The organism is Lentzea sp. NPDC054927 (assembly GCF_053610285.1).
The window spans coordinates 158669-185073 of record NZ_JBSGXZ010000004.1; the positions used below are offsets into that span (position 1 = coordinate 158669).

At 67.4% G+C, this 26405-nt stretch carries 27 protein-coding genes and 1 tRNA gene; 14 read left to right on the top strand and 14 right to left on the bottom strand.

What is annotated here, in order from left to right; all coding sequences use genetic code 11:
• Nucleotides 1–12: 12 nt before the first annotated feature.
• Nucleotides 13–1263, bottom strand: a complete 1251-nt coding sequence (locus ACWGE0_RS08885) for a DUF3662 and FHA domain-containing protein (protein WP_452260346.1) — start codon at nucleotides 1261–1263, stop codon at nucleotides 13–15.
• Nucleotides 1264–1380: 117 nt separating this feature from the next.
• Here ACWGE0_RS08885 and ACWGE0_RS08890 point away from each other — a divergent pair.
• The 4 genes from ACWGE0_RS08890 (at nucleotide 1381) to ACWGE0_RS08905 (ending at nucleotide 3971) form a co-directional block, all read left to right on the top strand.
• Nucleotides 1381–1463 (top strand) — tRNA-Leu (locus ACWGE0_RS08890).
• Between the two features lie 91 nt (nucleotides 1464–1554).
• Nucleotides 1555–2367: an NADP-dependent oxidoreductase gene (locus tag ACWGE0_RS08895; RefSeq protein WP_452260347.1), complete on the top strand. Its 813-nt coding sequence runs from the start codon at nucleotides 1555–1557 to the stop codon at nucleotides 2365–2367.
• A gap of 315 nt (nucleotides 2368–2682) precedes the next feature.
• Nucleotides 2683–3300 carry a hypothetical protein gene (locus ACWGE0_RS08900; RefSeq protein WP_319967177.1) on the top strand — a complete coding sequence of 206 codons (618 nt, stop codon included), beginning with the start codon at nucleotides 2683–2685 and terminating at the stop codon, nucleotides 3298–3300.
• Between the two features lie 14 nt (nucleotides 3301–3314).
• A complete protein-coding gene (locus ACWGE0_RS08905) occupies nucleotides 3315–3971 on the top strand; it encodes an NAD(P)H-binding protein (protein ID WP_452260348.1) in 657 nt (218 codons plus the stop codon).
• Between the two features lie 56 nt (nucleotides 3972–4027).
• Here ACWGE0_RS08905 and ACWGE0_RS08910 read toward each other — a convergent pair whose 3' ends face one another.
• Nucleotides 4028–5308, bottom strand: coding sequence for a D-arabinono-1,4-lactone oxidase (locus ACWGE0_RS08910; protein WP_452260349.1), 1281 nt, complete (start codon nucleotides 5306–5308; stop codon nucleotides 4028–4030).
• 86 nt (nucleotides 5309–5394) lie between these two features.
• Between ACWGE0_RS08910 and ACWGE0_RS08915 the strand changes: the two genes are divergently transcribed.
• Nucleotides 5395–6576, top strand: a complete 1182-nt coding sequence (locus ACWGE0_RS08915) for an amino acid deaminase/aldolase (protein WP_452260350.1) — start codon at nucleotides 5395–5397, stop codon at nucleotides 6574–6576.
• Here ACWGE0_RS08915 and ACWGE0_RS08920 read toward each other — a convergent pair.
• Nucleotides 6573–7187, bottom strand: coding sequence for a TetR/AcrR family transcriptional regulator (locus ACWGE0_RS08920; protein ID WP_452260351.1), 615 nt, complete (start codon nucleotides 7185–7187; stop codon nucleotides 6573–6575). The genes ACWGE0_RS08915 and ACWGE0_RS08920 overlap by 4 nt on opposite strands.
• A gap of 113 nt (nucleotides 7188–7300) precedes the next feature.
• On the opposite strand from ACWGE0_RS08920, the gene ACWGE0_RS08925 reads away from it, so the two are divergent.
• Genes ACWGE0_RS08925 through ACWGE0_RS08935 form a run of 3 tightly spaced genes read left to right on the top strand, consistent with a single transcriptional unit; the run spans nucleotide 7301 to nucleotide 10540 of the window.
• Nucleotides 7301–8548, top strand: a complete 1248-nt coding sequence (locus ACWGE0_RS08925; RefSeq protein ID WP_452260352.1) for a GH1 family beta-glucosidase — start codon at nucleotides 7301–7303, stop codon at nucleotides 8546–8548.
• Between the two features lie 52 nt (nucleotides 8549–8600).
• Nucleotides 8601–9761 carry an MFS transporter gene (locus ACWGE0_RS08930; RefSeq protein WP_452260519.1) on the top strand — a complete coding sequence of 387 codons (1161 nt, stop codon included), beginning with the start codon at nucleotides 8601–8603 and terminating at the stop codon, nucleotides 9759–9761.
• Nucleotides 9761–10540, top strand: a complete 780-nt coding sequence (locus ACWGE0_RS08935; RefSeq protein WP_452260353.1) for an SDR family NAD(P)-dependent oxidoreductase — start codon at nucleotides 9761–9763, stop codon at nucleotides 10538–10540. Before ACWGE0_RS08930 ends, ACWGE0_RS08935 begins: the two co-directional genes overlap by 1 nt.
• A 505-nt stretch (nucleotides 10541–11045) precedes the next feature.
• Here the strand turns inward: ACWGE0_RS08935 and ACWGE0_RS08940 are convergent.
• The gene (locus ACWGE0_RS08940) at nucleotides 11046–11405 is read right to left on the bottom strand and encodes a hypothetical protein (protein WP_035909125.1); all 360 of its coding nucleotides are present in this window, start codon (nucleotides 11403–11405) and stop codon (nucleotides 11046–11048) included.
• Between the two features lie 493 nt (nucleotides 11406–11898).
• Between ACWGE0_RS08940 and ACWGE0_RS08945 the strand changes: the two genes are divergently transcribed.
• Together ACWGE0_RS08945 and ACWGE0_RS08950 are read left to right on the top strand one after the other, a co-directional pair.
• Entirely contained in the window at nucleotides 11899–13281 is a 1383-nt protein-coding gene (locus ACWGE0_RS08945) for a helix-turn-helix transcriptional regulator (RefSeq protein ID WP_319967185.1), read from the top strand.
• Nucleotides 13282–13435: 154 nt separating this feature from the next.
• On the top strand, nucleotides 13436–13717 hold the full coding sequence (locus ACWGE0_RS08950) for a hypothetical protein (protein WP_093596166.1): 282 nt from the start codon (nucleotides 13436–13438) through the stop codon (nucleotides 13715–13717).
• Between the two features lie 91 nt (nucleotides 13718–13808).
• Here the strand turns inward: ACWGE0_RS08950 and ACWGE0_RS08955 are convergent, their stop codons facing one another.
• Nucleotides 13809–14528 carry an SDR family oxidoreductase gene (locus tag ACWGE0_RS08955; RefSeq protein WP_452260354.1) on the bottom strand — a complete coding sequence of 240 codons (720 nt, stop codon included), beginning with the start codon at nucleotides 14526–14528 and terminating at the stop codon, nucleotides 13809–13811.
• 87 nt (nucleotides 14529–14615) lie between these two features.
• Between ACWGE0_RS08955 and ACWGE0_RS08960 the strand changes: the two genes are divergently transcribed.
• Nucleotides 14616–15458: a LysR family transcriptional regulator gene (locus tag ACWGE0_RS08960; RefSeq protein WP_452260355.1), complete on the top strand. Its 843-nt coding sequence runs from the start codon at nucleotides 14616–14618 to the stop codon at nucleotides 15456–15458.
• On the opposite strand, the gene ACWGE0_RS08965 is transcribed toward ACWGE0_RS08960, so the two are convergent.
• The 4 genes from ACWGE0_RS08965 to ACWGE0_RS08980 are packed head-to-tail and all read right to left on the bottom strand — an operon-like array spanning nucleotide 15451 to nucleotide 18294.
• Entirely contained in the window at nucleotides 15451–16470 is a 1020-nt protein-coding gene (locus ACWGE0_RS08965; RefSeq protein WP_452260356.1) for a copper resistance D family protein, read from the bottom strand. The genes ACWGE0_RS08960 and ACWGE0_RS08965 overlap by 8 nt on opposite strands.
• Nucleotides 16467–17000 carry a copper resistance CopC family protein gene (locus tag ACWGE0_RS08970; protein ID WP_452260357.1) on the bottom strand — a complete coding sequence of 178 codons (534 nt, stop codon included), beginning with the start codon at nucleotides 16998–17000 and terminating at the stop codon, nucleotides 16467–16469. The genes ACWGE0_RS08965 and ACWGE0_RS08970 overlap by 4 nt, the downstream gene beginning before the upstream one ends.
• Nucleotides 16997–17731: a YcnI family copper-binding membrane protein gene (locus ACWGE0_RS08975; protein ID WP_452260358.1), complete on the bottom strand. Its 735-nt coding sequence runs from the start codon at nucleotides 17729–17731 to the stop codon at nucleotides 16997–16999. Before ACWGE0_RS08975 ends, ACWGE0_RS08970 begins: the two co-directional genes overlap by 4 nt.
• 47 nt (nucleotides 17732–17778) lie before the next feature.
• Nucleotides 17779–18294, bottom strand: coding sequence for a hypothetical protein (locus ACWGE0_RS08980; protein WP_452260359.1), 516 nt, complete (start codon nucleotides 18292–18294; stop codon nucleotides 17779–17781).
• Nucleotides 18295–18352: 58 nt separating this feature from the next.
• Between ACWGE0_RS08980 and ACWGE0_RS08985 the strand changes: the two genes are divergently transcribed.
• On the top strand, nucleotides 18353–20002 hold the full coding sequence (locus ACWGE0_RS08985; protein WP_452260360.1) for a BCCT family transporter: 1650 nt from the start codon (nucleotides 18353–18355) through the stop codon (nucleotides 20000–20002).
• Here ACWGE0_RS08985 and ACWGE0_RS08990 read toward each other — a convergent pair.
• A complete protein-coding gene (locus ACWGE0_RS08990; RefSeq protein WP_319967193.1) occupies nucleotides 19980–20414 on the bottom strand; it encodes a DUF6474 family protein in 435 nt (144 codons plus the stop codon). The genes ACWGE0_RS08985 and ACWGE0_RS08990 overlap by 23 nt on opposite strands.
• Before the next feature lie 82 nt (nucleotides 20415–20496).
• Here ACWGE0_RS08990 and ACWGE0_RS08995 point away from each other — a divergent pair, with 82 nt between their 5' ends.
• Nucleotides 20497–22140, top strand: coding sequence for a TM0106 family RecB-like putative nuclease (locus ACWGE0_RS08995; RefSeq protein ID WP_452260361.1), 1644 nt, complete (start codon nucleotides 20497–20499; stop codon nucleotides 22138–22140).
• On the opposite strand, the gene ACWGE0_RS09000 is transcribed toward ACWGE0_RS08995, so the two are convergent.
• Nucleotides 22137–22895: an SDR family NAD(P)-dependent oxidoreductase gene (locus ACWGE0_RS09000; RefSeq protein ID WP_452260362.1), complete on the bottom strand. Its 759-nt coding sequence runs from the start codon at nucleotides 22893–22895 to the stop codon at nucleotides 22137–22139. The genes ACWGE0_RS08995 and ACWGE0_RS09000 overlap by 4 nt on opposite strands.
• 382 nt (nucleotides 22896–23277) lie before the next feature.
• Between ACWGE0_RS09000 and ACWGE0_RS09005 the strand changes: the two genes are divergently transcribed.
• The gene (locus ACWGE0_RS09005; protein ID WP_452260363.1) at nucleotides 23278–25059 is read left to right on the top strand and encodes a gamma-glutamyltransferase family protein; all 1782 of its coding nucleotides are present in this window, start codon (nucleotides 23278–23280) and stop codon (nucleotides 25057–25059) included.
• Here the strand turns inward: ACWGE0_RS09005 and ACWGE0_RS09010 are convergent.
• From ACWGE0_RS09010 to ACWGE0_RS09020, 3 genes are all read right to left on the bottom strand, one after another.
• Nucleotides 25056–25283, bottom strand: coding sequence for a hypothetical protein (locus tag ACWGE0_RS09010; protein WP_452260364.1), 228 nt, complete (start codon nucleotides 25281–25283; stop codon nucleotides 25056–25058). The genes ACWGE0_RS09005 and ACWGE0_RS09010 overlap by 4 nt on opposite strands.
• Before the next feature lie 88 nt (nucleotides 25284–25371).
• Nucleotides 25372–25716, bottom strand: a complete 345-nt coding sequence (locus tag ACWGE0_RS09015) for a hypothetical protein (RefSeq protein WP_319967198.1) — start codon at nucleotides 25714–25716, stop codon at nucleotides 25372–25374.
• A 233-nt stretch (nucleotides 25717–25949) separates the two neighbouring features.
• Nucleotides 25950–26324, bottom strand: coding sequence for a hypothetical protein (locus ACWGE0_RS09020; RefSeq protein WP_319967199.1), 375 nt, complete (start codon nucleotides 26322–26324; stop codon nucleotides 25950–25952).
• Nucleotides 26325–26405 lie beyond the last annotated feature (81 nt).

A 26405-nucleotide genomic window follows, 5' to 3' on the forward strand; every position in this document is an offset into this window, starting at 1 on the left:
CCGAATCGACCTCTAGCCAGCGGTGCGGAAAACCAGTGACGAGTGGCCGATGCGGACGACGTCGCCCTCCGCGAGCTGCCAAGTCTGCACTGGCGTGCCGTTCACCGTGGTGCCGTTTGTCGAACCGAGATCAGCGAGCATCGCATTCTGCCCGTCCCACGAGATTTCCAGGTGGCGCCTGGAGACCCCGGTGTCCGGGAGGCGGAAGTCGGCTTCCTGCCCACGACCTACGACGTTTCCACCCTGCTTGAGGTTGTACGTGCGGTTGGATCCGTCGTCGAGGTGCAACGTCGCGTTGAGCTGACGGTTGGCGCCCTGGGTGGCCGGCGGGGCGTATCCGCCCTGGTTGTAGCCCTGGTCGTAGCCGCCCTGCTGGCCGTAGCCAGGCTGCTGGCCGTAACCCTGGTCATACCCGCCTTGCTGGCCGTACCCCTGGTCGTAGCCGCCCTGCTGCTGCTGGCCGTAACCCTGGTCATAGCCCTGCTGGCCGTAGCCCTGCTGCTGGCCGTAACCCTGGTCGTACCCGCCGCCGCCCTGCTGGCCGCCGCCGTAACCCTGGTCGTAGCCCTGCTGCTGGCCGTAGCCAGGCTGCTGCTGGTCGTAGCCCGGCTGCTGTGCGCCGCCGTAGCCCTGCTGCTGGCCGTAACCCTGGTCGTAGCCGCCTTGCTGGCCCTGGTCGTAGCCCTGCTGGCCATAACCCTGCTGGCCGTAGCCCTGCTGGTCATAGCCCTGCTGCTGCTGGTCGTAGCCCTGCTGGCCGTAGCCGCCCTGACCATAAGGGTCCTGGCCGGGCTGGCCCTGTCCTTGTCCGTAGCCGGGTGGCTGGCTCATGGGTCGGTCTCCTGCGGTGCGAGGTTGTGCTGACCGTCGGCTGGCCGCTTTCACGTCGGGGTCGACGGACGAGCTGGTTCGGAACTGTCCGGTGTGCAGCGCCTCGGAGCGCTCCAGGGAGACTACGACGTCACCATAGGTATCCCATCCGGACTCGGCCAGGTGCTCCCGCAGGCCCTCTGCGAGAAGCTGGGTGATGCGTAGTTCATCCTGCTCGTCGCCCGCAAGACGCTCGTGGTCCCGGGCTCCGAGCAACACTTTGTAGTGGTTGGGGGCTAGCAGTCTGCCACCCGCGAGCTCGCGGATGTTGCTGTCACCCTCTCGTTGCAGCGCCTGTGCCACCTCTTGGGGCACCACGTTGCCGCCGAACACCCGCGCGAAGGTGTTGCCGACCAGGCCCTCGAGCTTGCGCTCGAAGCGTTGCAGGCCCACATCGACTCCTTCCGCTCGGACGGGCTCCTGTACCGATCGTATCCGGGTACGACCCGGCCTACAGGGGGCGATTAGGAACCTGGTTTCGGCGCGTGCTAGTGTTTCCAACGTCTCCAGGGGCAAGTGGCGGAATGGCAGACGCGCACGGTTCAGGTCCGTGTGTCCGAAAGGACGTGGGGGTTCAACTCCCCCCTTGCCCATCAAGAAAGACAGATGGAACCCCTCTCACGGAATCCGTGAGAGGGGTTCTTTCGTTGATCGGCAGTATCGGATTCCTTGATCCAACAGGTGATGTCTGTCACTCGTTCGGGGGTCGGCATGTGGGCGATAGCGGCGGCGGATTTCGGTGCGGAGCTCGAACTCGTGGAGCTTCCAGAGCCCACGGCCGAGCCCGGTCAGCTCAAGGTCCGGTTGTTCGCGGCGAGCGTGAACCCGTTCGACCGGAAAGTCGTGAACGGGATGCTTCGCGGTTCTGGCGAGCACCGGTTCCCGTTGGTTCCCGGAACTGATGGGGCTGGTGAGGTGGTCGGTTCCGGAGAGAAGATTTTCGGCACCTTCTTCCACCATCCCGTGGGCCTTGGTACATACGCCGAGTACGTCACAGTTCCGGCCGGGAACGCGTTGGCTCCGTTGCCGGAGGATCTCGATCCCGCCGTTGCCGCCGCATTGCCGACCGCGGGCATGACCGCGTTGCAGTTGGTCGAGGCACTCGGTTCCGCGCAATCCGTCCTGATCATCGGACCCCACGGCGGCGTCGGATCGTTCGCGGTCCAGATCGCACGTGCGGCCGGCAAGCGGGTCATTCCCGTGGGCCGCGGCGATTCGCTCGTCGAGGCGGACGCTCTCATCGACCTCGTGAGCAACGACCGTTCGTCGTTCGAGGCGAACGCGCGCTACGCGCCGTTGGCCTTCAACACCAACTACGTCTCCAGCGATTCTGCGCAGAACTTCGGCATGAAGGGGTCGCGGGAAACGCTGGTGCGGCTCGCGTCGATGGTGCAGGCGGGAGACCTGGACGTGCCGATCGCCCGGCGCGTGCCGTTGCGCGAAGCTACCGACGTTTTCGCAGGTCACGGGCCCGGCAAGACCGTGATCATCATGTAGGTGGTCGTTCTGGCGCGGTGAACGGTCGACGGACGGTGACCGGTGCCGCTCACCGCCGTTTTCCCCTCACGCCTGACGCACACACTCTGAGCAGGTCTTTTGGTGCGTCCATCCGGATTAACGTCACCCAGACGGCAGCACCGTAGGACCGAACTCCCCACGCCACTCCTCGACCGGTCACCGACCGGTCGACGCCGTCGATCGCAGGGGGTCCTGTGACCTGGGGGCGGGCCGTGCGCTTCCTGCTAATTCTTATGCAGAGCACGAGTCGAAACGCGGCGGATCGCCCGCCGCGGGTGACGAGGAGGCACTGGCGTGAGCAGCACCCCAGCAAGGATCGCGGCCCTCGACAGCTCGAACGGTTTGTCGACGACCGCAGTCCCGGTTCCGGAACTGCCCGCGTCCGTCGAGGAGTTGGCAGCCGCCGCGGCTATTCGCCTCGGCTGGCACGGAGTGGTTCTCCCCGAAATGGTTCTGATGGGCCGCAAGGTCGTCGTCGTGGCCGAACTTCTCGCTGACGCTCACGCCGAGCGCGTGTGCGTGGGTGCGGGCCCCGAGGCCGACAAGACCACCGTCTCCACGTGGGTGTGGCCGGAGATGGAAGGCCGCGTCCCGCCGGCCGCCGTGCGCATCGTCGGCGTCCTGGCCGTGGCCCGTCACTGGCGGACCGCACTGGCCTCTTCGGTTCCCTTCGCCCGCTACGGCAACGCAGCGGTGGTCCTGCCCGAGTCGGTCGCGTTCTCGCACGACTACCTGGCGAACTGCCTGCCGCGCGTGCGTCGTTACGGCGTCTCGGTGCTCCTGGCCGACGACGAGAAGGACCTCTCGGTCGACGTGTCCGGTCGCCAGGAGAACGTGCCCGCAGAAGACACCGCCATCACCCGTTGGGTCAACGAGCTCGTCTACGAGCAGGTGCTCGCCACCGCTTCCTGATCTACGGTCGGGGAATGCGAGTAGTCATAGCCGGCGGACACGGGCAGATCGCGCTGCTTCTCGAGCAGCTGCTGACCACCCGTGGAGACGCGGTCACCGCGCTGGTCCGCAACCCCGATCATTTTGGTGACGTGCAGGACGCCGGCGCTGTTCCGGTGTTGTGCGACCTGGAGTCCGCTGACGTGGACTCGGTCGCGGCTTATCTGAACGGTGCTGATGCGGCGGTGTTCGCCGCTGGTGCGGGGGCTGGCTCTGGGGCCGCCCGCAAGGACACTGTGGACTACGGGGCTGCTGCTCTGTTCGCATCCGCCGCGGTGGCGGCTGGGGTGCGGCGGGTGGTCCAGGTGTCGACCGTGGGGATCGAGGCGGCTGATTCGCCTTCTGTGGATCCGGAGTTCGCGGTCTATTTGAAGGCCAAGAAGCTGGCCGAGGACGACCTCAAGTCGCGTGATCTTGATTGGACGATTCTGCGGCCGGGGCCGTTGGTGAACGACGCGCCGACCGGGATGGTCACGTTGGCGGCGCCTCGGTTGCCTCGGGCTTCGGTCACTCGGGCGGATGTTGCTGCCGTGTTGGCGGAGTTGTTGAACGCTCCTGGCACGGTTGGGAAGACGTTGGAGTTGGTGAACGGCGAAACGCCCGTCGCCGACGCCGTTCGCGCGATCCTGTAAGTGCACGCGGGGAGCTTTCGTACCCCTCCTGGAGTACGCGGCGTCCCCGCGTGCGATCAGCCGAGCACGCGGTCCAGGTAGGCGTTGGTGAACGTCCTGTTGGGGTCTACCTCGTTGCGTACCCGTAGGAAGTCGTCGAAGTGCGGGTACAGCGGGCGGAGGTCGTCGGCCGTCAGGTCGTGCATCTTGCCCCAGTGCGGGCGGCCTCCTACTGAGGCGGCGATGCTGGCGTAGGCGTCGAAGAAAGCCTTGTACTGCATGCCCAGTGCCTGGTGCATCGAGATGTAGGCGGTGTCGCGGCCGTTGGCTGTGGACAGCCAGATGTCGTCTGCCTGGGCTATGCGTACTTCGCAGGGGACGATCAGGTGGTCGCGGTCGCCCAGTTTGTCGGCGACCTTGCGGAGTTCGGCGATCACGTCCATCAAGGTTTCGCGGGGGATCGAGAACTCGGTTTCCACGAACCGGACCCGCCGTGGGGTCACGAAGACGTTGTGCGAGTAGTCGGAGTAGGTGCGCTCCGAGATCAGGGAGCCGCAGAGTTCGTTCAGGCGCTTGGTGTGGCGGGGGAAGGTCTTGGCCACCTTGCAGACGGCGCCGAACGCGGCGTTTTCCATCACCTCGTACTCCCAGGTCTGGCGGAGCTTCGAGAGTGGGCGCGCTGGGTCCTGGATCCTGTTGTTGCGCTTGAGGATCACGCGGTCGGAGTGGGTGAACCAGTGGAATTCCACGTGGTCTTCGACGGCGCAGAGGTCGTCGAACTGTTCCAGTACGGCGTCCAGGCGGCCTGGGGATTCTGAGGCCTGCAGGACGAAGGATGGGACGCAGCGCAGCGTGAGGGTGCTGATGATGCCCAGGGCGCCCAGGCCCACTCGGGCTGCGTTGAAGAGGTCTGAGCGTTCGGTTCTGGAGCAGGTGACTACTGAGCCGTCGGCGAGGACCAGTTCCAGGGACTCGATGGCGGTGGCCAGGACGCCCAGTTTTGCGCCGGTGCCGTGGGTTGAGGTGGAGACTGCGCCGGCGACGGTTTGGGCGTCGATGTCGCCCAGGTTGGGCATGGCCAGGCCCAGGCGGTGGAGGTCTGCGTTGAAGTTGCGCAGAGGGGTGCCGGAGCGGACTGTTACCAGGCCGGTTTCGGTGTCCGCTCGGACTATGCCGGTCCAGCGGTCCAGATCGAGGGCTGCTTCTGGTGCCACGGCGATGTCGTTGAACGAGTGGCCGCTGCCTCGGGCGCGCACGCGGCCGCCGGAGATGACGGCGGCTGCGATTTCGTCTGTGCTGGACGGGTGGATTACGCGCGTTGGCGTGCACGAAGCCGTTTTAGCCCAGTTCGTCCACACGCGAACCTCCACGAGAGTGTGATCTGAGACAGCAACGTAGGTGAAAGCTCTTCACGTTTCAAGGGTTCAAGACGTACCGTCAGGGCATGCGCAGAAACCGACTCGACGCCGCGACGAAGGATTTGGATCCTCCGTTCGCGATCGTCGACCTGGATGCCTTCGACCACAACGCGGCGGACCTCGCCCGTCGCGCTGCCGGTCATCCGATCCGGGTGGCGAGCAAGTCGATCCGGGTGCGCGAACTGGTCAGCCGGGCGCTTGAACGGCCCGGCTACGCCGGGGTCATGTGTTACTCGCTGGCTGAGGCGTTGTGGTTGTCGGAGCAGAACGTCAGCGAGGACCTGCTCGTTGCGTATCCGACGGCCGACCGGGCGTCGTTGCAGAAGCTTTCGGCCAATGAAACGGCACGTCAGCGCGTGACGATCATGGTGGACTCGGTCGAGCACCTTGATTTTGTGGACGCTGCCATCGGCCCGCACTCGGACATCCGGGTCTGCCTGGAGTTGGACGTGTCGTGGCGGCCGTTGCCCGGGATCCACATCGGGCCGCGCCGGTCGTCGATTCACACGCCGGTGCAGGCGAAGGTGCTGGCGGCCAAGATCGCGCAGCGGCGAGGGTTCAAGCTCGTCGGGGTCATGGCTTACGAAGGACAGATCGCGGGGCTGGGGGACAACCCGCCCGGTCAGCCGTTGCGGGCGCTCGGGATCCGGTTCATCCAGTCCAAGTCCGGGCCTGAGCTGATTCACCGGCGGACCGCCGTGGTGAGCGCGGTTCGGCAGGTTGCCGATCTGGAGTTCGTCAACGGTGGTGGCACGGGGAGTCTCGAGCTGACTGCGTCCGACCCTTCGGTCACTGAGCTCGCGGCGGGTAGCGGGCTGTTCGGGCCGACGCTGTTCGACGGGTATCAGGTGTTCAAGCCGGAGCCTGCCGCGCTGTTCGCGTTGTCGGTGGTGCGCAAGCCGACCAAGCGCGTTGCCACGCTGTTCGCCGGCGGGTACATCGCGTCCGGTACGCCTACGCCTGACCGTCAGCCGTCGCCGTACCTGCCGGAGGGCCTGAAGACGCTCGGGCTCGAGGGCGCGGGCGAGGTGCAGACACCGGTCACCGGCAAGGCGGCGGAACAGCTGAAGATCGGCGACCGCGTCTGGATGCGGCACGCCAAGGCCGGCGAGTTGTTCGAGCGGTTCGACGAGGTGCACCTGGTGCACGGTGACCGCATCGAGCGGACCGTGCCCACGTACCGCGGCGAGCGCCGGAATTTTGGTTAGACCGGGAGTCGTGACGACAGGTAGCCCCTGACCAGGGCCCTCGCTTCGGTCAGGATCGCGATGTCGCCCGTCGGGTTGTTGCGGAACGCCATCTTCATCACGGCGTCCGCGGCCTCGACGGCGATCGCGATCGGCAGCTGGACCTCGGTCATCGGGATGCCGAACCTCCCCGAGATCAGCTCGGAGATCTTGTCGGAAATGACGGCGTTGTTGTCGCGGCGGTCGTCCAGCAGCCGCATGTCCACGACGTCACCGAAGTGCAGCCTCCCGAACGCGGGGATGTCGCGGTGCATCGTGACGTAGACGTCGAACACCGTGTCCACGGCGTCCCACCAGTGCTCGAGGGTCGCCTGCTCGAGCCGGTCGGTGATGCCCTGGGAGAACTTGTCGACGTTGCGCAGGGTCAGTGCCTGCACGACGGCTCTCTTGTCGGGGAAGAACTGGTACAGCGAACCGACCGCCACACCCGCTCTTTCCGCGATCAACGTCGTGGTCACGCCGTCGTAGCCCACCTCGTCGATCAGGGTCGCGCAGGCCTCGAGCATGCGCTCGACCCTCTTGGCGCTGCGCTGCTGGACGGGCTGACGGCGAAGCGGGGTGGTGCTCGTCACGGCGACTCCCAGTAGTTCGGGTACTTCCATCTTGCCTGTTGTACGGCCTTTTCACTTCCCTGAACCTGTCAACACGCCTACGATCCGAACAAGTTTCACATTTGGAGGGATCGATGAGCGGCTTCCTCTGGGGAGTGTCGACGTCCGCGTTCCAGATCGAGGGCGCGTTCAGTGCAGGGGGCAGGGGTCCCTCCGTGTGGGACGAGTTCACTCCGGTACACGAGAACCAGAACGCTTCCGTTGCGTGCGACCACTACAACCGGTGGCGTGAGGACGTTGCGCTCATGGCGCAGCTCGGCGTGAACGCGTATCGGTTCTCGATCGCGTGGCCGCGCATCCAGCCGTCCGGCAAGGGACCTGTCAACGCCGAGGGCCTCGACTTCTACGACCGCCTGGTCGACGCGCTCGTCGACGTCGGTATCGCCCCCGTGGTGACGTTGTACCACTGGGACACGCCGATGGAGTTGGAAGCGGAGGGCGGTTGGCTCAACCGGGACATCGCGGACCGGTTCGCCGACTACACCGCGCTGGTCGCGGACCGTCTCGCCGACCGCGTGAAGATGTGGATCCCGATCAACGAACCCGCGATGGTGACGTTGCAGGGCTATGCGATCGGTGAGCACGCCCCAGGCAAGACGCTGCTTTTCGACGCGGTGCCGACCGCCCATCACCTCAACCTCGCGCACGGCCGTGCGGTCGAAGTGCTCCGATCGTTCAACGCGCAAGCCGTTGGTACGGCGAACAATCACACGCCCGCCTGGCCGGCTACGCCGAATGACGTAGCAGCTGCCGAGGCGTACAGCGAAATCCACAACTGGATCTACGCGGACCCCATGCTGTCGGGCCGATATCCCGACGCAGTCGCCGAGCTTCTGCCTATCGCCGATGGTGACCTGGCCACGATCCACCAGCCGCTCGACTTCTACGGCGTGAACTACTACAACCCGACGCGGCTGAAGAACCCGTCCGAGGGCAACCCGCTGCCGTTCGAACTGGTGGAGATCGACGAGTACCCGCTCACCGGTTTCGGCTGGCCGGTGGTGCCGTCCGGGCTGACCGAGATCATCACGAAACTCCGCGAGCGGCACCCGAACCTGCCGCCGGTGCACGTCACCGAGAGCGGCTGCAGCTTCCCCGACGAGATCAACGACACCGAGCGCGTCGCCTACCTCGACGGCCACCTCAAGGCCGCGCAGGAGGCCGGCGTCGACGGCTACTTCGTGTGGTCCCTGCTGGACAACTTCGAGTGGGAGGCCGGATATTCGCAGCGCTTCGGCCTGGTCCACGTCGACTACGAGACGCAGCGACGCACGCCGCGCGACTCGTTCCACTGGTACAGAAAGGTGATCAGCGGTGAGTGAAGCGGTGAGTGAAGCCCTCGCTGAGCCGGTGGTGCGGGTTCGCCGCGGCTGGATGGCCTGGCTGTTCTGCGCGAACCTCGGGTTGTGGCTGGCGGTCTACGCGCCGATCCAGGTGCTGCTGCCGCAACAGGCCGAGCTGCTGAACAAGGCGAACAAGGAGCTGGTGTTCGGCATCGTCACCGGCTTCGGCGGCCTGGTGTCGTTGCTGGTCGTGCCGTTGATCGGGTTCCTGTCCGACCGCACGACGTCCCGGTTCGGTCGTCGCCATCCGTGGACGCTCCTCGGCGCGATCGTCGGCGCCATCGGTCTCGCCGTGCTGGCCAACGCGCCGTCGGTGGTCATGATGACCATCGGCTGGTGCCTGGTGCAGGCGGGGATCGGCGGGATGCTCGCCGCGCTGACCTCTGCCGTGCCGGACCGGGTGCCGGTCGAGCAACGCGCGCAGGTCGGCGGGTTGATCGGGATCAGCCAGATGCTCGGCACGGTGCTGGGCGCGGTCGTGGTGACCTTGCTGGTCAGCGGGCTTCAAGCCGGATATCTGGCGTGTGCGGTCATCGTGTTGGCCGGCGCCATCTTCTTCGTCCTGCGCACACCAGACACGCAGCTCATCACCAAGCCGGTGCGTCCGACGTTCTGGATCTCGCCCAAGCAGCACCCCGACTTCGCGTGGGCCTGGGCCGGCCATCTCATGATCAACCTCGGCAACGCGTTCGGCACGCTCTACCTCCTGTACTTCCTCGGCGACGTGGTCCACCACGAGTCGCCGGAGGACGGTCTGCTGGTGCTCATGGCGCTCTACGGGGTGGCGCTCGCCGCAGGAGCGGTGCTGTTCGGCGCACGGAGTGATCGTTCTGGGCGCCGCAAGCCGTATGTGTACGGTGCCGCGGTCGTGATGGCCCTGGCGGCGGTGATCCTGGTGATCTGGCCGACCTGGACCGCCGTGCTGATCGCCTCCCCGCTGCTCGGCGTCGGCTTCGGCACGTACTGGGCGGTCGCGATCGCGCTGCTGACCCAGGTGCTGCCGGCGGCGTCCGATCGGGCCAAGGATCTGGGCGTGCTGAACGTAGCCAACGCGTTGCCGCAGGTCATCGCCCCCTTGCTGACCGCCCTGATCTTGGCCAACCTGGGTGGCTACCGCGGCCTGTTCGCGGTGTCGGCGCTGGCGACGACGCTGGCGGCGGTGTTGATGAGTCGAGTGCGATCGGTGGTCTGATGCAGCTGTCGGGCAAGAAGGTTCTGGTCACGGGCGCGTCCCAGGGGATCGGCGCGGAGGCCGCCTTCCGGTTCGCCGCTCATGGCGCACACGTCCACCTTGTGGCCCGGAGCGCCGAACTGCTTGATCTACAGGTCAAACGGATCATCGAGTTCGGCGGCTCGGCGACCGCTCACGTGGCCGATCTGGCCGACGCCGAGCAGATTCACGCGCTCGCTGAGGAGGTCCCCGCACCTGACGTGCTCGTCAACAACGCGGGCGTCGGTCGCTGGCTGTTCCTGGACGACACCACAGCCGACGAGCTGCAGACCATGACCGCCGTGCCGTACGTGGCGGCGTTGTTGCTGACCAGGGAGTACCTGGGCGCCATGCGGTCGCGCGGCTCCGGCTGGATCGTCAACGTGAACTCGCCGGTGTCCCGCCTCCCGATCCCCGGCTGCGTGGGCTACCAGTCGGCGCGGTGGGCCCTTCGCGGTCTCACCGCTTCCCTGCGCCTTGACCTGCGCGGAACCGGCGTGGGGATCAGCGAAGTGGTGCCGGGCAAGGTGTCGAGCGAGTACTTCGCCAACAACCCCGGTGCGGAGGAACGGATCCCGGCCATCGCCAGGCTGATCCCGACTGTGACGCCGGAGCGGTGTGCGAAGGCGATCGTCGACGCCGTGGAGAAGGAACGTGCCGAGCACCTGTTCCCGTGGCAGCTCAAGGCGTTCGAGATCTCGGGCCGGCTGTTCCCCGGTCTGACCTCGTACCTCACGTGGAAGACGGGTACGCACCGCTGACGTGGGCGAGCCGCGAAACGCGTGGCGGACACGGCCCCGCCCACCCAGGGGGCACCAACCAGCCACACTGTCGCTGACCCTACCTGCGGAAACACGCTGTCAACCCACCGCTGGGCGATCTGTGGACAGCTGCCGCGCGGTGACCAGATTCGGGCCGTTCGGGTGACCGGCTGTGGACAACTCGCGATCACGCGCCGGAATTGTCGGTGCTGCCTGGAAGAATTGCAGCAAGGGTTCCCCTTCGCGGGGGACCCTTGCGTGAGCGTGAAAACGGCCCCTGTCTGCGCGGGAGGTGCAGACAAGGGCCGTGGTTGGTGACCGCGGACCGGTAACGGTCGGGGAGGGAAGGTGCACGTCACCGGCCCGCGGGAATCTGTGGAGTTGTAAAGCTGACCGGGGCCCGCGATGTAGCGGTCGGGGGTTCGCACATCGCGAGCCACCGGTCAGTAGGCGGTTTGCAGACCTGGTCGTGTCGGGGGGACGCCAGGTCAGTCGCAAACGCCCGTTAGTGGGCTCGAGCCACCGCGCGGCGGGTCCGGGTGACAGGAGGGGTCACCGGGGCCTCGCGCAGATGGCGAGCCGGGCGCGGGGCGAGTCCGCCCGCAACCAGGTGTTCGTACGCGGCGCGCCACACCGAGCAAGGTGACTTCTGCTGGCGCCAACGGCCGGAGCATTCAGGGCAGTTGCCCTTCTCGTCCGGCTCGTGCGCTGCCAGCAGAGCACGCCATCCCTCGGTCAGCCGAGGGAGCTCGGATCGAGCCACCGACAGGAGGGACGGGGCGTCAGCGCGGCTCGCCAGCTCTGTGAGCAGGTCGAGGCGTTCCCACACAGCGTTGCGAAGAACCTGTCCGAGGATCGCGTCCATCGAAACGTCACCGTCACCTTTCCGCCTGGTCGGCGGCTTCGCGTAGCGCGGCCCTGAGCTGTACGAGCTGGTCGTGGGACAAGACTGCCGTCTCTCCGGGAGGGCCTACCAGGACCACTTGGCCCTGAACGACCTTCACGGTGAGCTGGCGGTCCCGGTCGACCACGTCGCCGCAGCTGATCTGCCACGTTCGACGTTGCCCGGTCATGCCGCGCCATGTGGATTCGGTGTCACCCGTCTCCACAATGGAGGTGGAGCCTGGGGAGGAGCTGTCCACTATCGGTCGTTCCTCTCCGTGCTCACTCGCTTACCGGAATCTAGATTGCGATGATTCATGCCGGAACGGGACGTCACAGCGCCCACCGGTGGAAGTCTTACGGTGAGCGGTAAGTGGTGTTCGGCAGAGCCGATCAGCTATGCCGAAGAGGACTTCTCGACTCGGGGACCTGCCCCTAGTCTGCCGATGACGCCCAACGGACTGTGAGGGTGCGCGATGAACACCATGAGTTCCCAGGGCTCTCCGATCCCCGCCGAGGTGTGGGACCACCAGGAGATGCGGGACGCACTTGCCCGACGAGAGATCAGCTCGGTTTACCGGCTGCTCCGACGGCACGGTGTGTCCCAGCGCCAGATCGCGGCGCTCACTGGGCAGTCGCAGTCCGAAGTCTCGGAGATCCTCAAGGGACGCCAGGTGATGGCATATGACGTCCTGACTCGGATCGCCTGTGGCTTGGGTGTCCCACGTGGATACATGGGTCTCGCCTATGACGAGACAACGGCAGTACGGGTGGCCGCAACAGCGGACTCACCCCATCCTGAGGAGGACGAGTCGGTGAAGCGTCGGAAGTTCCTCGCGCACGCCGCCGCCGTGACAGTGGGCGCGGCCGTGTTCGGAGCGGACTCCGGGTCGTGGGTTTCACACCCCACACAGACTCCGGCTCCGGGACGCATCGGCATGACCGATGTGCGCCAGGTCGAAGCGGCGACGCGGGCTCTGCGTGCCCTGGACTACCAGTACGGCGGCGGTTCCTGCCGCGACGCGGTGGTCGCCCAGCTGTCCTGGGGACAGCAGATGCTCGGTGCGAGCTCAACGGACATCGTTCGCCAGCGCCTCTACGTCGCGCTGGCAGACCTGCACAACCTCGCCGGCTGGACGTCGTTCGACACGGGTCTGATGGACTCGGCCCGCAACCACTTCGGTCAGGCCCTCGACCTCGCCAAGCAGGGCGAGAACGAGGCGCTGATGGCGAACATCCTGTACCGCATGGGTCGCGTCTACTTGCACCAGAACGCCCCGGACGACGCGCTGAAGGTGTTCCAGCTGGGTCAGCTCGCCGCGCAGAACTCCGGTTCCGAACTGGCGGTGGGCATCCTGTGCGCGAACGAGGCCTGGGCCTACGCGAAGATGGGTTCCGACGAGCAGGCGCTCAAGCTGCTCGGCCGTGCGCGCGACGAGTTCTCCCGCGCGAACGTCACCGAAGCCCCTGCCTGGGCCAAGTTCTTCAACGAGATCGACCTCTCGTCCATGATCGGCACGGTGCACACGGAGCTGGCACAGACGGTGGACGCCAAGTACACGAGGACCGCCATCCCGGCGCTGTCCAAAGCGATCAACAACTTCGGTGACGAGTACGCGCGCAGCCGCTCGTTCAACCTCACCTCGATGGCGATCAACCACCTGCTCGAGGGCGACATCGACCACGGCGCCAAGATCGGTCGCCAGGCCGTCGACCTGTCGGAAAGCCTCAAGTCGGTGCGCACGAAGCAGCGCATGGAACCGCTTCGCCAGGAGGCCGAGAAGCGCCGCAACAACCCCGAGGCCCGCGAGCTGGCGGACCGCGTCGCCCGCTTCACCGGCACCGAGTCGGCCGCCTGACCCGGCGTCTCGTTTGGGTCCTATAGCACCACGATTGGATGGTGTGGGACACGAACCGGTAACGCCAGGGCCCTCGCACACGAATGCAGCATCGACGGGCGTGCAATCCACGCCTAGGGTGCGGCAGGTCGGGGCGAAGGACGAGGTGCGGCGCGTGAGCCTTACTCGGAGGTGGCGTTCCAGGAGAGCGCTGCGTTCGGCGCAGTTGCTCGACGAGGTGGTGGACACCCAGCTACCGCTGCTGGCGGGGTTCGACGAGGAGCGACGGCGCAGGTCAGCCGACTACCTCGCCGAGCTGGTGGCGCTGGCTCAGGACTACCGGTACTACGCCAACGGCTGGATCGACAGCCGCGAGCTGGACCGCCGCGGTCAGCGGACGATGAACCGGCTGGCGCGCATGCGTGAGGAATCTTCAGCCCGACTGATCACCGACTAGTCCGTTCGCGCGCAGCTCGTCGCGCCGAACGGGCCACTCGCCGAGTCGGCTCGAAGTTGCTGATGTTTCACGTTGAACAATTGCCACTCCCTCACCACGGCACGGGCCCGGCGTCGTCGAACAGGCCGCCGGTGGGACCGTCGTCGGGGAGCGTGGCCAGCTTGACCGCGATCTTGGCGCCGTCGGCTGGCGTGCCGGTTCCCTGGAACCTGTTCAGATCGGTCGCCACGTAACCGGGGCAGACGCCGTTGATCTTGATGTTCGTGAGTTCCTTGGCGTACTGGACGGTGATCGCGTTCAGGAACGTCTTCGACGGCGTGTAGCTCCCGTTGACCTCGCCGAACTCCACACCCGGCGTGGTCTGCAGGGTCAGCGACGCGAGGTGGCTCGACTGGTTGACGATCCGCGGGCTCGCGGACCGTCCCAGCAGCGGCAGCAGCGCGTTGGTGACCCGGACGACGCCGATCACGTTGGTCTCCACGACCTCCCGCAGGTTCTCCGGCGTGACGACCGACGGCAGTGCGGGCCACGCCCCGGCGATTCCGGCGTTGTTGACCAGCACGTCGAGCCGGCCGAACCGCTCCTCGAACAACGCTGCTGCTGCGGAGACGCTCTCGTCGTCGGTCACGTCCAACGGCACGAAGAACGCGTCCGCGCCGTTCGCCCGCAGTTTCGCTGCGGCTTCCTCGCCGCGCTGGGGGTCCCGCGCGCCGACCCCGACGCTCATCCCGAGCGCGCCGAGGCCCGCCGCGATCTCGTACCCGATGCCCTTGTTCGCGCCGGTGACCAGTGCAATCGTCTGTTCGCTCATGCATTCGATCGTGGTCTCGCAGGCCGTCAAGACCAACATCACTTCGGTGGGGCAGCGATACCCGGCTGGTATCGATACGGTGGTCTGGTGGAGACCCGAGAGCTCCGGTACTTCGTGGCGGTCGCCGAAGAGCTGCACTTCGGCCGGGCCGCCGACCGCCTGGGCATCGCCCAGCCGCCGCTCTCGCGGACGATCGCCCAGCTCGAACACCGGCTCGGCGTCGCCCTGCTGACCCGCACCAGCCGCAAGGTGTCGCTCACCGACGCCGGCGCGGTGCTGCTCGCCGAGGGGAAGGCCATTCTCGGCGCTGTGACGGCAGCTGAACGGCGCACCCGCAGCGCGGCAGCCGACCGGCCCGCGCTGGTGCTGGCGGCCAAGGCGGGGGGTTCGGAGGAGCTGCTGGCGAAGCTGCTCCACGCGTACGCCAGCGAACCCGGCGCCGTCGCCGTCGACCTGTTGCTCTGCGAGGCCAACACCCAGCTCCCGCTGCTCGACGGCCGAGCGGACGTGGCGCTGCTGCACCAGCCGTTCGACCCGACGAACGGCCTCGACGTGGAGGTCCTGCACACCGAGGGACAGGTCGCGGTCATGCCCTCCTCGCATCCGCTCGCGAGCGCGGCGCAGTTGCACCTGGCCGACGTCGTGGACCTGCCGGAGCTCGCGCGCTGGCCTGACCAGGACGGCACCTATCCGGCGGGCCGCGGTGTCGAGGTGCGCAACCTGACGCAGCTGTTCCAGATGATCGGGCTCGGCCGGGCAGTGGCGGTCCTGCCCGAGATCGCGCGCACGGCCCCGCACGAGGGCCTGGCCGCGGTACCGGTGGTGGACGCACCGCAGGTGAGGACTGTCATCGCGTGGCCGCCGCACAGCCGTTCGCGCGAGCTCGCCGATCTGGTCCGCGTGGCGATGGGATTCGCCGAGGTCAGCTGACGGGTGCGCGGCTGAGCACCACCGCGAGGCCGAACGCCACGCCCATGACGGTCACCTCGAACACCGCCCACTGCACGATCGCGGTGACCTTGTGCTGGGAGATCTTCGGCAGCAACCGCCACCGGATGTGCGCGCCGAGCACCGCGATCAGGCCAGCGCACACCGCCTTGCCGATGAACAGCAGCCCGTAGCCGGTGGTGAACATGGACTGCGGGAACGGCACGACCGGGTTGAGGATCAGCTCCAGCAGCCCGTTGAACAGGCCGGTCACCGACACCACGATCAACGCGATGGTCGCGATCTTCGAGAACTTCGGCAGCGCGATCGCGAGCAGCCCCTTGCGGTAGGCGACCAGCGCCATCAAAGCGCCGAGCCCGCCGGTCCACGCGGCCGCGCCCAGCACGTGCAGCTCCATGGAGACCATCGAGTAGTCGTGGTACTTCCAGTTGGAGGCGTGCCCGGTCACCGGGATCGGCAGCAGACCGAACATCGAGATGAGAATCCGCAGCTCAGCGGGTACGGACTCGCCGCTGCGCACGGCCATCACACCGATGATCAGGTAGACGAACGCGCAGGCCGCGCTGAACAGCAGGCCCTTGCCGGCGCCGACATTCGCGATGTAGTCGATCGCGTTGGCGATGCTGACGTTGCTGCCCGGCCGCAGCTCGGCGGCCTGCAGGATGATCGCCGTCAACGCGGTGACCACCCAGACGGCGGCGGCGATGACCGCGGCCGGCCGGGCGATCCGCATGACGGGTTCGGTGTGTGTCGGACGGTCGAAGCCGAGCAGTTTCGGCAGGATCGACAACCCGACGACGATCGTCGCCGAGACGTCCAGCAGCACCCTGGTGACCGGCAGGCCGTACCGGACCGCCGCCCCGGCATCGACGACCCCGGCGACCACGACGGGTGGTGCCAGCACGAGGCCGAGCGCGATGCCTCCGAGTGCGCCGAAGACGAGCCCGGCGAGCACGCGGTAGTGGGTGGGGGCGGTGGTCCGGACGTCACTCATGCCTTCGCGCCTCCGCCACCGCGCAGCGCGAAGAACACGCCGCCGCCGAGCAGCACCACGGCGCCGACGATCCACACCCAGATGGGCAGGCCGTCACTCGAACCGCTGTCACCGGTCGAGGCGTTCGCGTTCGCCGGTGTGGTGGGCGTGCCGGTGCCGTCCTTGGTCAGCGTGAACGTCAGCTCACCGGACACGGGGTGGCCGTCCGCGGACAGGATGCGGTAGCCGATCTTGTACTGCCCGGCCTTGCCGAGCGCGTTGACCTTCGCGGAGACCGCGTTGTCCTTGATCGTCGGGTCACCCGCGACCTCGTAGTGACCGCCACTGGCGTCTACCACCGAGATCGTGTTGATGCCCTGGCCGCCCTGCACGTCCTGGTCGAACGTCAGCGTGACGCTCGCCGGACCGGCGTCCAGCGAGGTCTTGTCCTTCGGGTCACTGCTGATCAGCGCGTTGTGCGCCGCCGCGGGGGCGGCCGTGGCGAGCACGGCCGCACCAGCGAACAGGAACGCGATTAGTGCGCGCTTCATGCCTTGCGCCGCGAACGCAGGATCGCGCCGACGCCGAAGCCCAGGCCGAGCGCACCGACGGCCAGACCGGCGCCACCGAGGTAGCGGGCGGTCTTGTCGGAACCGGCAGCCGACGCCTCGTGCGTGTCGGTGCTGTTCGCGGCCGGGGTCGTGCCGTGGCCGCCGTGGCCGTCGTCACCGGCCGCCTTCGGGGCGAGCTTCAGCGCGGGGGCCGGGTGCTCCGGCTCCTTGCCGTCGGCGCCTGCCGCCTGCGCCCAGTCCACGACCTCGCCGTTCTCGTAGGTCTGCTTTGTCGGGAGCTCCAGCTTGTCCTTGCCCTCCGGCAGGGTGCCGATCGCGACGAAGAACTCCTGGTACTCGTTGACGTTGATCTTCACACCGGGCTCTGCGGTCCAGGTGATCGTCTTGAACGCCTCGGTGATCTCCTTGCCGGCCACGGTCACGGGCTTGTCGAGCTTGCCCTTGACGACCTCGGCCTTCCACCCGGCCAGCGGCTTCGTGCGCACCGACGTGAGCGGGGTGTCCTGCGGCAGCGTCACCTCGATCTTGGTGGTGCCCGCGTTGTCGCGCTCGTTCGGAACGCGGAACGCGAAGGTGGCGCGGCCGCCCTGGGTGAACTCGGCCGGCTGGGCGCTGACGTGCGCCGATGCGATGGTCGGGGTGCCGAGCACGGCGAATCCGGCAACGGCGAAGACGGCGAGCGCGCGCACGCCAAATCGATTGGTCGACATGAAGTTGTAGCTCCTGATTGCCAAAGGGGTTTGGGGGTTTTGGGTGATCAGGAACTACGAGGAGGCCCGCGCCGACCGTGCGCGCGCGTGTAGAGGACTGTGTGGTCGTTCCTCATGTACGGCGTGCTGGTGAACGTCCGCACCGGCGTCGAGACCGGCAGCGGCGTGAGCCTGCGGGGGATCAGGCGGGTGACGGCGGCGAACAGCCTGAACAGGGCGTTCTCTGCGTGGAACAGCAGCAACCCGGTGAGGGTCGCGGCGACGAGGTGCGCCACGAACATCTGCCCGGTGAGCGTGTTCGTGTGCTCGTGGTTGACCCAGGTCAGCAGCAGGTGCTGCGCGAGCTGGGCCGTGCCGAGCCCGGCGATGACCGAGAGCCTCCCGGTGCGCTTGTCGGCGAGTGACGACGCGGCGAACGCGATCAGCACCACCAGCGGCAACGCGTGGATGAACTCCGAAAGCTCTCCGCCGCCGAGTCCGTGCGCGGCGATCGTGAGCGTGGAAGAGGTCAGCGCGAGCGCGGCACCACGAAGGGTGCGCAACTCACTCGACCGTGTGCTCACGAAGGTGAGGGTAATCGGAGGAGTTTGCGTCGGTCTATGAGTGGGTATCTAGGGCCGCATGACCGTTCAATGCGACAAGCCGGGCAGTACCGACCGGGTTGTGTTCGGCGTTGCCGCGGGTCTCACGCTTGCGTTCGTGACCTGGGGAATCGTCGGAACAGACTCGTTGGCCTCTGCCTCCAAGAGCGCGCTCTCCTGGATCATCCAGAATCTGGGATGGGCGTTCGTGCTCACCGCCTCCGGGTTCGTGGTGTTCGCCCTCTGGCTCGCGTTCAGCCGCTACGGCAAGATCCCGCTGGGCCGGGACGACGAGAAACCCGAGTTCAAGACCGTCTCGTGGGTCGCGATGATGTTCAGCGCCGGCATGGGCATCGGGTTGATGTTCTACGGCGTCAACGAGCCGCTGACCCACTACGTGAAGCCGCCGCCCGGTACCGAGGGCGACCCCCTCGAGACCGCGATGGCCACCACGCTCTTCCACTGGACGCTGCACCCGTGGGCGATCTACGCCATCGTCGGCATCGCCATCGCGTACAGCAGCTTCCGCCGCGGCCGTTCCTCGCTGATCAGCTCCGCGTTCGCGCCGCTGCTCGGACGTCGCGCGGCCTCCGGCTGGGGCCGGGCGATCGACGTGATGGCGATCTTCGCCACCCTGTTCGGCTCGGCCGCGTCCCTCGGTCTCGGCGCCCTGCAGATCGGCAGCGGGCTGGAGGCTGCCGGCTGGGCGGGCAACGTCGGCAAGGGCGTGCTGGTCGCCATCATCGCGATCCTGACCGTGGCGTTCGTCGCGTCCGCCGTGTCAGGTGTCGCGAAGGGCATCCAGTGGCTGTCGAACATCAACATGGTGCTGGCCGTGGTGCTGGCGCTGTTCCTGTTCGTGGTCGGCCCGACGGTCTTCATCCTGAACCTGATGCCGACCGCGCTCGGCGACTACTTCCGCGAGCTGGCGAACATGGCAGGCCGCACCGCCGCGTCCGGTGGTGACGCGACCCAGACCTGGATGTCCGGCTGGACGATCTTCTACTGGGCGTGGTGGATCTCGTGGACGCCGTTCGTCGGCATGTTCATCGCGCGCATCTCGCGTGGCCGCACGATCAAGCAGTTCGTGGCAGGCGTGATCCTGGTGCCGTCCGCGGTGTCGCTCGTGTGGTTCGCGATCCTGGGCGGTACGGCGATCTTCGAACAGCGCAACGGCGTCGATCTGGCCGGTCAGTCCACACCGGAGTCGCAGCTCTTCTCGCTGCTCGACCAGTTCCCGCTGGCGGCGATCGCGGGCGTCATCGTCATGCTCCTGGTGGCGATCTTCTTCGTGTCCGGGGCGGACGCGGCCTCGATCGTGATGGGAACGCTCTCGCAACAGGGCACGATCCGGCCGGCGAAACCCGTGGTCATCTTCTGGGGCGTGCTGACCGGTGCCGTCGCCGCGGTGATGCTGCTGGTCGGCGGGTCGAACGCGCTGACAGGGCTGCAGAACCTGACGATCATCGCGGCTCTGCCGTTCATGGTCGTGATGGTCGGGCTGTGCGTGTCGCTCGCGAAGGACCTGCGTTCCGACCCGATGATCAGGCGTGAGGAACGGGTCGCTGAGGTGATGGAGGAGGTCACCGCGCACCTCGATCCGGGCCAGGTGGTCGAGGAGGCGGCGGTCAAGGCCGTGGCCGAGGTGACCGGGAAGGCCCCGACCGTCAGCGCACGTTCAGGCGCCTGAGCAGTTCCTGCTCCAGCATCTCCAGATCGGTTCCGACGGCCCGGTGCGCTGCTTTGCGCCGGGCCGTCGGCATGCGCTCGGCGGCGCGCACCGCGGCGAGGAGTTGGGCGAGCCGTGCCTCGGTCTTCGAAACCCAATCGGAATCAGAAGCCCGCAATGTCTCCAAAGACTCCGAAAAGCCGACAATCCGCGCATGCAGCCGGGCGCCGTAGCCGGAGTACTTCCCGATGTCCGCGACGTCGATGCCGAGGCGGCGCGCGCGGTACCGGTCGTACTGCTCGCTCAAAAGCCCAGCTCCGCGAGCGATCACCGGGGCCAGCACCGGAATGAGCGCGGGCGCCACCACCTTCGCGACACCGACCAGGTTCTTCGCCCTGCTGGGCGTGAAGCCGGCCTTCGCTTTGCGCGCCATTCGGGTACACCTCCTCCGTCAGGAGAAACTTACTGCCCAGGTTGCCGACACATCTCCCCGACGCGCGACATACGCTGCATCTGTGACTTCCCAGGTGCAGCTAGACGCCGGCGTGGTCACTCGTTGTCGGCGGCGGGTGCACCTCGAAAACGATCCGGAGATGCGCGACGCTCCCAAGGCGTCACCGGATCCGGCTTCGGAACAACGGAAAGCGGACGCGACGAACCACCGTCGTGCGGTGGCGGACGCGCTCGGAAGAATCGTCGGCTCCAATCTCTTCGAGGTGCCGAGCGGACCGGACGTGCGCAGTGCGGACCGGGAACGCGTGACGCTCGCCGCGATGGAGATGGGCGCGCAGTACATCTGGGGCGCCGCACTGCCGCGTGATCCGCGAGGTGGCCGCCGCGGCGGCATCGACCTGCTGGTCAAGGACTCCACCGGCTACGTGCCGGTGCTCGTGGTCCGGCACAAGATCACCGATCCCGGCCAGGGCGCGCGCACCAGTCCGTTGACGATGCCGTTGCCCGACGGCAGCCGCACGGACCCGCACCGCAAGGTCCGCCCACAGCCACGTGATCAGCTCAGGCTGGCGCACGCGCAACGGCAGCTGCAGGCCGCCGGATACGCCCGGAACGGCCGCGCGACCGGTGGTGTGATCGGCATGGACGCGGATGTCGTGCTGTGGCACGACCTGGAGGCGCCGACGTGGCCCGGCGGCCGCAACGCGCTGGCGGAGTACGACGCCCGGTTCAGCGATCGGTTGTCGGTGGCCCTGGCCGCCGCGAACCAGAAGGACGCGCTCGCCCGCCCGTCGCGGATCGTCGACTGCAAAACCTGCCCGTGGTGGCCGACGTGCGACAACGATCTCAAGCAGGGCCGGGACGTCAGCCTCGTCGTGCGCGGCGAGGACGCGGCGGCGCTGCGCAAGATCGGCCTGTCCACTGTGGACAAGCTGGCCGAGTTCGACCCCTCCGGCGAAGGCCCGATCCAGCTGGTGGGCATGCCGTTCGGCGACGCCGTGGTGCTCGCCCGCGCCTGGCTGCGGGATCTGTCCCTGGTGCGCCGCGTGCCGGAGATGAGCGTGCCGCGCGCGGACGTCGAGGTCGACGTCGACATGGAGAGCTTCGGCGATCTCGGCGCGTACATGTGGGGCTGCCTGCTGTCCGGAAAGGACATCGACGAGGAACACGGCTACCGCGCGTTCGTCACCTGGGACGCGCTGCCGTGCGACGACGAGGCCCGCTCGTTCGCCGAGTTCTGGAACTGGCTGACCGGGATCCGGCTGCGCGCCAAGGCACGCGGCCTGTCGTTCCGCGCCTACTGCTACAACGAGCTGGCCGAGAACCGCTGGCTGCTGGCGTCGGCGGAACGGTTCGCCGGCAAGCCCGGCATCCCGACGGTGGCGCAGATCAAGGAGTTCATCGGCTCGGACTCGTGGGTGGACCTGTTCGGCATCGTCCGCGAGCAGTTCCTGTGCGCCCACGGCAAGGGCCTGAAGATCATCGCGCCGGTCGCGGGCTTCTCGTGGCGGGATCCCGAGGCCGGTGGCGAGAACTCCATGCGCTGGTACCGGTCCGCGGTCGGGCTGAACGGCGATGAGCTGGACGTCGCCCAGCGGCAGCGGCTGCTCGAGTACAACGAAGACGACGTCCGGGCCACCCATCGCCTGCGCGAGTGGATGACCTCGGACGCCATGTCACGTCTGCCTTATGCGGGAGATCTCTAGCGAGGGGCCATCCGCAGCGCGCCATCCATGCGGATGACCTCGCCGTTCAGGTAGTCGTGCTCGATGATCGAGAGCGCCAGCTGCGCGTACTCGGTCGGCTGGGCCAGGCGCTTCGGGAACGGGATGCCGGCGGCGAGGCCCGCGCGGAACTCGTCGGAGACCGTGGCGAGCATCGGGGTGTCGACGATGCCGGGCGCGATGGTCAGCACGCGGATGCCCACGTTGCTCAGGTCGCGGGCGGCCGGGAGGGTCATGCCGACGACGCCGCCCTTGGACGAGGCGTAGGCGACCTGGCCGATCTGGCCGTCGAACGCGGCGATCGAGGCGGTGTTGATGATGACGCCGCGGGCGCCGTGCTCGAGCTCCTCGGTCTTGCCCATCGCGGCGGCGGCCAGGCGCAGCACGTTGAACGTGCCGATCAGGTTGATCTCGATGACCTTGCGGTACAGGTCGAGGTCGTGCGGGCCGGTCTTGCCGACGGTCCTGGTCGACGGGCCGATGCCCGCGCAGTTGACCGTGATGCGCAGCGGGTCGCCGGACCCGGCGGCGGTGTCCACGGCGGCGGCGACCTGCTCGCCAGAGGTCACGTCGGCGGCCAGGTAGGTGACGTTCTCGATCACGTCGGCCTTCTCGATGGCGCCGGGCAGGTCGAGCGCGAACACCTGCGCTCCACGCGCCGCCAGCGCACGTGCGGTCGCGCCGCCGAGACCGGACGCGCCACCCGTGACGATGGCCGCGGTACCCGAGATCTCCATGCCTTCATCCTCCTCGAGAAGAACTGCTCGCGAGGAGGTTAACGCTCGTTACCTGACCATCAACGGTCGGTCCAGTGCAGCAGCGCCACCAGAGGCACCGCTGCCAGCAGCGCGAGGCCGATGAAGATCGTCGCGATCGTCAGAATTCCCATGCTGAGAACTGTGCCGTTCGACGGTGTTCGAAACATCCTCCGCGGCGGTAGACCTCTAGTAGGAGATCTGTCACGGTCAGCTACAACGAAAGTTGTACGGCGTTCTCCTGGCGGCCAACCGGGCGATGCTGCCCAGTTCGCGCTCGCCCGCTGTGCACTGCTCCATTTGGGCGTGGGGCGTGCGTCACTCGGAGTCACGCAATTTAGTTAGCGTCGCATACCTTTATGGGGTGTTCACCACGCGCCCCGAACTCGTCGGCACCTTCGGCATGGTCGCATCGACCCACTGGCTGGCCTCCTCGGCGGCCATGGCAGTGCTGGAGGACGGCGGTAACGCCTTCGACGCCGCAGTGACCGCCGGATTCGTGTTGCAGGTGGTGGAACCGCACCTCAACGGCCCCGGCGGCGAGGTTCCGATCATCTTCGCGGCGGCCGGATCCGCGCCGCGCGTGCTCTCCGGTCAGGGTGTGGCGCCGGCCAGTGCGTCGATCGAGCACTACACCGGGCTGGGCCTCGAGCTGGTGCCGGGCAGCGGGCTGCTGGCCGCGACGGTGCCGGGTGCGTGGGACGGCTGGCTCACTCTTCTGCGTGACCACGGCACCAAGTCGTTGCGCGACGTGTTGGACAAGGCGATCGGCTACGCCCGTGACGGCTTCCCGCTGATTTCGCGTGTCGTCGACACCATCGAGATGGTCTCCGACCTGTTCCGCGATCACTGGCAGACCTCCGCCGCGCAGTGGATGCCCGGCGGGTCGCTGCCGGTGCGCGGCGGCCGTTTCCGCAACCCGAAGCTCGCCGACACCTGGGAGTGGCTGCTGGCCGCCGCCGAGGCCGCCGGTTCGGATCGTGAGGCGCAGATCGAGGCCGCGCGCCGGGCCTGGTCGCAGGGGTTCGTCGCCGCGCAGATCGACGAGTTCTGCCGTTCGGAGTTCCGTGACGACTCCGGCCGTGACCACTCCGGTGTGCTGACCGGTGCCGACATGGCGTCGTGGGAGGCGTCGTACGAGGACGCGCTGGTGGTCGACTTCGACGAGTGGTCGCTGGTCAAGGCCGGTGCGTGGACGCAGGGACCCGTTCTGGCGCAACAGCTCCGGTTGCTGGAGGGCTACGACCTGTCCTACGTGGACGGCAAGCCCACCGCGGAGACCATCCACCTCGCCGTCGAGGCCGCGAAGCTCGCGTTCGCCGATCGCGAGGCCTGGTACGGCGATGTCGACGACGTCCCGCTCGAGACCCTGCTGTCTCGCTCGTACGCCTCTGAACGCCGGGCGTTGATCGGCACTGAGGCTTCGTTCGAGCTGCGTCCCGGCTCACCTGACGGCCGGGAACCGTTGCTGCCCAAGCACATCGTCGGCGGTCCCTCGGCGCTGGTGACCGACCCGACCGGTGCGATCGGCGAACCGACCGTGGCCCGCTCCGGCGTGACGCGCGGCGACACCGTGCACGTGGACGTGGTGGACCGCTGGGGCAACATGGTCTCGGCGACCCCGTCCGGCGGCTGGCTGCAGTCGTCGCCGACGATCCCGTCACTCGGCTTCTGCCTGGGCAGCCGCGCCCAGATGTTCTGGCTGGACAAGGGTTTGCCGAACTCACTGGCTCCCGGCAAGCGCCCGCGGATCACGCTGTCGCCGTCGATGGCGCTGCGGGACGGGCAGGCGGCGCTGGCGTTCGGCACGCCCGGCGGTGACCAGCAGGACCAGTGGCAGCTCGGCTTCTGGCTGGCGCACCAGGCAGGGCTGAACCTGCAGGAAGCGATCGACTCGCCGATGTGGCACTCGAACGCGTTCCCCAGCTCGTTCTACCCGCGGGCCTGGACACCCGGCGAACTCGTCATCGAGTCACGTGTGGGAAGGGCCGTTCTTGATGACCTGCGTTCGCGCGGGCACCAGGTGGTCGACGCCGGCGAGTGGACCTTGGGCCGGATGTCCGCCGTCGCGAGGGATGCGACGGACGGACTCCTGCGCGCCGGTGCCAATCCACGCGGCGCGCAGGGTTACGCGGTAGGGCGTTAGCCGCCGATGACCTCGGTGCCGTCGTGGATCATTTCCACGTTGGCGCCACCGAAGTTGTGCAGCGTGCTGATGCCCGCACTTTCACCGAGGTCGCTGACCTTGCTGATCGGGTCGACGTCCGGCAACTGCGGCGCGGGCAACGGCGCGGCCTGCGCGGTGCCGGCCAGTGCGGCGATCGCACCGGCGGCAATACCAGCGGACGCGACGATCTTCTTGATGCTCAAGGCGTTTCGCTCCGTGAATAAGTGGAACGGCGCCCGATTCGAGGGGGAGGGAATCGGGCGCCGCCCCGGCCAGGAAGTACTGGTTGGATCAGATGTCGACGTGCGCGAAACCATTCCACGGTGCAGTCGGCTCGTTGAGGCCGAGCAGCGTGGCGGCGGGAACGCCGTTGCCGCCGGCGTCGACGTTCTCGACGAGCGCGGTGACGTCCGCGTCCTGCGCGTTGACGGCCTGGATCTTGCCGGCCACGTCCGAGGTGTCGACCTTCGCGAGGTCGCCGGCGGTCGCGATTTCGCCCAGCTGCCCGCCGATGTCGGGCTGCGTGTGAGCAGTGGCGTCCGCGGTGTCAGCGTGCGCGATACCACCCAGGCCGAGCATGACGGTGGCGCTGCCGAGGGCAACAGCGGCCCCGGTGACGGTCTTCCTGAGGTTCATGGGCGCGAACGTTTCGTGTTCGGACCCTCTACATCAAGCTGCGTAACTCAGGAGAGGGAACTTCTTCATCCGTTGGCATGACAGTCGTCATCAAGGACGCCTTGCTACCGAAGGTCACCATTCAGGTCGTATTGAACATGGCAGACCCGCACAAACGGTCATTCCGGTTGCCCGTTCGGGCATGGTTCAAAGTCGCCACAAAGCGCGGCGACTCCGAAAAGAACCGACAAAACCTACGCGATCGCCCCAGGCGGAAGCTTCAGCTTGAACGGCAGCGTCGTGACAACCGCCAAATCGGACGCGGTCGCCTTCATCAACATGGGCGCGTTGCGAGCACCGGGCTCTGGCAGGTCCAACAACCTGTCCACAGCCTCGACCAGCGGCCCCTCGTAGATCCACACGGCCTGGGCCGGGCGGGCGGAGTCGCGGACCGCAGGCAGACGTCCTGCGCGCGCCTCTGTCTCCGACCAGAACAGGATCGAGTCGATGAACCCTCTGCGCTGCTTGAACGCCATGATGCGGTCGAGCTGGCCGGCGTCGTCCCTCAGGTGGAGGAACTGGAAGCCGTTCTCGCGCAGCTCGATGACCTTGCTCAGTGCGTGGTCCATGGCGCACCTACCCCTGTGAGGTCCCCTTCGGGTGACTGATCAGTCATACGACCCGAAAGGATCGTACGGTAAGTCAACGTT

Excerpts from the sequence above, each read along its gene's own strand:
- ACWGE0_RS08895 (WP_452260347.1), top strand. The coding sequence starts at position 1,555 with ATGTCTGTCACTCGTTCGGGGGTCGGCATGTGGGCGATAGCGGCGGCG.
- ACWGE0_RS08905 (WP_452260348.1), top strand. The coding sequence starts at position 3,315 with ATGCGAGTAGTCATAGCCGGCGGACACGGGCAGATCGCGCTGCTTCTC.
- ACWGE0_RS08915 (WP_452260350.1), top strand. The coding sequence starts at position 5,395 with ATGCGCAGAAACCGACTCGACGCCGCGACGAAGGATTTGGATCCTCCG.
- ACWGE0_RS08925 (WP_452260352.1), top strand. The coding sequence starts at position 7,301 with ATGAGCGGCTTCCTCTGGGGAGTGTCGACGTCCGCGTTCCAGATCGAG.
- ACWGE0_RS08930 (WP_452260519.1), top strand. The coding sequence starts at position 8,601 with ATGGCCTGGCTGTTCTGCGCGAACCTCGGGTTGTGGCTGGCGGTCTAC.
- ACWGE0_RS08935 (WP_452260353.1), top strand. The coding sequence starts at position 9,761 with ATGCAGCTGTCGGGCAAGAAGGTTCTGGTCACGGGCGCGTCCCAGGGG.
- ACWGE0_RS08940 (WP_035909125.1), bottom strand. The coding sequence starts at position 11,405 with ATGGACGCGATCCTCGGACAGGTTCTTCGCAACGCTGTGTGGGAACGC.
- ACWGE0_RS08945 (WP_319967185.1), top strand. The coding sequence starts at position 11,899 with ATGAACACCATGAGTTCCCAGGGCTCTCCGATCCCCGCCGAGGTGTGG.
- ACWGE0_RS08955 (WP_452260354.1), bottom strand. The coding sequence starts at position 14,528 with ATGAGCGAACAGACGATTGCACTGGTCACCGGCGCGAACAAGGGCATC.
- ACWGE0_RS08965 (WP_452260356.1), bottom strand. The coding sequence starts at position 16,470 with ATGAGTGACGTCCGGACCACCGCCCCCACCCACTACCGCGTGCTCGCC.
- ACWGE0_RS08970 (WP_452260357.1), bottom strand. The coding sequence starts at position 17,000 with ATGAAGCGCGCACTAATCGCGTTCCTGTTCGCTGGTGCGGCCGTGCTC.
- ACWGE0_RS08975 (WP_452260358.1), bottom strand. The coding sequence starts at position 17,731 with ATGTCGACCAATCGATTTGGCGTGCGCGCGCTCGCCGTCTTCGCCGTT.
- ACWGE0_RS08985 (WP_452260360.1), top strand. The coding sequence starts at position 18,353 with ATGACCGTTCAATGCGACAAGCCGGGCAGTACCGACCGGGTTGTGTTC.
- ACWGE0_RS08990 (WP_319967193.1), bottom strand. The coding sequence starts at position 20,414 with ATGGCGCGCAAAGCGAAGGCCGGCTTCACGCCCAGCAGGGCGAAGAAC.
- ACWGE0_RS09000 (WP_452260362.1), bottom strand. The coding sequence starts at position 22,895 with ATGGAGATCTCGGGTACCGCGGCCATCGTCACGGGTGGCGCGTCCGGT.
- ACWGE0_RS09015 (WP_319967198.1), bottom strand. The coding sequence starts at position 25,716 with ATGAACCTCAGGAAGACCGTCACCGGGGCCGCTGTTGCCCTCGGCAGC.
- ACWGE0_RS09020 (WP_319967199.1), bottom strand. The coding sequence starts at position 26,324 with ATGGACCACGCACTGAGCAAGGTCATCGAGCTGCGCGAGAACGGCTTC.